The following is a 2,357-nucleotide window of genomic DNA, read 5'->3' as shown; positions in this document are numbered from 1 at the left end:
TCGCCGACCGGATCGGCGGGATCGTCACGCGGCGAGCGCTCCCCGCGGTCGCGACCGGGAACGCCGAGCGGTTCGGCGCGGCGGTCGCGGAGATCGGCCGGCTCAACGGCGCGTGGTACGCCGACGAACAGGGCGGCGTCTACCGGCCGCCCGTCGGCGACGTGGTGGCGTCGCTGTCGGCGTCCGCGTCGGTGTTCGGCGCGGGGCAGTCCTCCTGGGGCCCGACCGTGTACGGCGTCACGGACGCCGCCAACGCCGACGCCGCGGCGGCGGCGGGCGAGCGCGCGCTCGACGAGGCGGGCGTGGCAGGATCGGTCGCGGTCGTCCGCGCGGCCGAGGGCGGGGCGCGGCTGACCGACTGACCGAGCCGTCGCCGTCCCCGCGGCTCTCCGGTCGCCGGCGACACCCCCACACGAGCAACAACACTAAGCGGGGCGGCGACCCCGTACGGGACATGACGAGCGTTCCGTTCGGCGTCGCCCGCCTCGACTCGATCCTCGGCGGCGGCGCGCCGCCGGGCAACGTCGTGCTGCTCGCCGGCGAGTCCGGGGCGGGCGCGCGCGAGTTCCTGTACACCAGCGCGGCGATGAACGCCCTCGGGCGCGCCGACGCGGAGCTGTTCGACCTCTACTACGGCGACCTCCCGGCGGACGCCGCGCTCCCCGACGAGGTCCACTACCTGTCTTTCACCGCGGACACGGACGCGCTCACCCGGGAGATGCGGTTCACGATGGCCGACGAGATCGTCGACGCCGCGATCGGCGAGATCGATTTCCGGGACCTCTCGCCGGAGTACTTCCAGCTGAGCCCGATCCCCCGCGACTGGTACGAGGACGAGACGGCGTCGATCACCGAGCTGGGCGACCGCGGGGAGTACGAGGACGTGCTCACGGCGTTCGGCGACTACCTCTCGGCGAACGCCGACGGCAGCTTAGTCTGCATCGACTCCGTCACCGACCTCGTCTCGATGGTCGACGAGGACACGAAGTGGAGCGACGTGTCGATGGTGATGAAGGGGCTCAAGAAGGCCGCCTACCAGTGGGGCGGGCTCATCCTCGTGTTGGTGAACACCGACTCGCTCACCGACCGGGAGTTCGGCGCCCTGATGGACGCCGCCGGCGGCACGCTCCAGTTCACGTGGGAGAGCGGCGGCTCCCAGCGCGCCCGGACCATGTTCGTCCGCGAGTTCCGCGGCGTCCTCTCTCGACTGGAAGCGGAGAACATCGTCCGGTTCGAGACCGAGATCCACGAGGGCGGATTCGACATCAGCGACGTTCGGAAGATCCGGTGATGGGACTGGACGGGAGGGGAGGCCTAAATGTGACTGAATGGGACGTGACGGAACGGGACAGGACGTGACGGAACGGGACAGGACGTGACGGAACGGGACAGGACGTGACGGAACGGGACAGGACACGTGACGGAACGGGACAGAACGGGACGCGAACCGCGCTCCGGCCTCACCGCTAACTATCGTTTCAGAGAATGACGCGACAGATTACTTAAGTCTCCCCGTTAAACAGAGCATAATGGCGGGGGACCTTCGATGAGCGACCTCGATCCGGCCGATAGGACGGTCGACGCCGCGACCGAGGCCGCCGCCGACGAGACCGGCGTCGACCGCGAGGAGCTGCTGAAGCGCGCGATCGTCGCGCTCGCGGAAGAGGAGGGGATCGACGTGCCGGACCGCGAGGAGGTCGCCGCGATCGAGTCGCGGCTCGACGACCTCGACGCCGAGGTCGACGAGAAGGTCGAGGACCTCCGAGAGCGCTTCGTCGAGCTCTACCGCGACCTGGAGGCGAAGGCGCCGGCCGACCACGCGCACGCCGAGACGGCGAAGCGGCTGGACGCGATCGCGGCCGACCTCGAACGGACCGCGGAGCGACTCGACGAACTCGAAGCGGACGCGGCGGCTCGGTCGACCGTTGACGAGGCGGTCGAGGGACGGGTCGACGACCTCGACGACCGGCTGGCCGGCGTCGAGGGCCGCGTGGAGGACCTCGCGGATCCGGAGGACACCGTCGACGCGGACGACGTCGAAGAGCTCGACGACAAGCTCTCCCGCGTCGCGAGCGCGGTCGTCAGGGTCCGGCGTCGGCTGGAGGCGGCCGAGCGCGACCGCGCCGACCGCGAGCGCCTCGACGCGCTGACGGCGACCGCCAACCGCGACGGGGTCCGGAAGGCGGCCTGCACCGACTGTCGAGAGACCGTCGATATCGGACTGTTGACGGCCCCCGAATGCCCGCACTGCGGGGAAGAGTTCGCCGAGCTTGAGCCGAACCCCGGCTTCCTCGGCACCTCGCGGCTCGTCGTCGGGGAGCAGCCCGCCCTCGACGGCGAGCCGCGAGGTGCCGAGG

General features: G+C 70.9%; 2 protein-coding genes and 1 pseudogene. All 3 read left to right on the top strand.

Annotated elements, in window-relative coordinates; translation table 11 throughout:
• Positions 1–362: pseudogene (locus DJ74_RS16740) on the top strand (GHMP kinase); the annotation flags it as partial.
• Between the two features lie 92 nt (positions 363–454).
• Entirely contained in the window at positions 455–1,291 is an 837-nt protein-coding gene (locus DJ74_RS16735; RefSeq protein ID WP_094525235.1) for an HTR-like protein, read from the top strand.
• 255 nt (positions 1,292–1,546) lie between these two features.
• Positions 1,547–2,357, top strand: an 811-nt coding sequence (locus DJ74_RS16730; RefSeq protein ID WP_141212746.1) for a hypothetical protein, incomplete at its 3' end; no start/stop codon positions are given.

This window comes from Halorubrum sp. Ea8, assembly GCF_002252925.1.
Taxonomy (GTDB): domain Archaea; phylum Halobacteriota; class Halobacteria; order Halobacteriales; family Haloferacaceae; genus Halorubrum.
The sequence above is the reverse complement of the archived record's forward strand: the minus strand, read 5'-3'. Positions and strand labels throughout refer to the sequence as shown.

Excerpts from the sequence above, each read along its gene's own strand:
- DJ74_RS16735 (WP_094525235.1), top strand. The coding sequence starts at position 455 with ATGACGAGCGTTCCGTTCGGCGTCGCCCGCCTCGACTCGATCCTCGGC.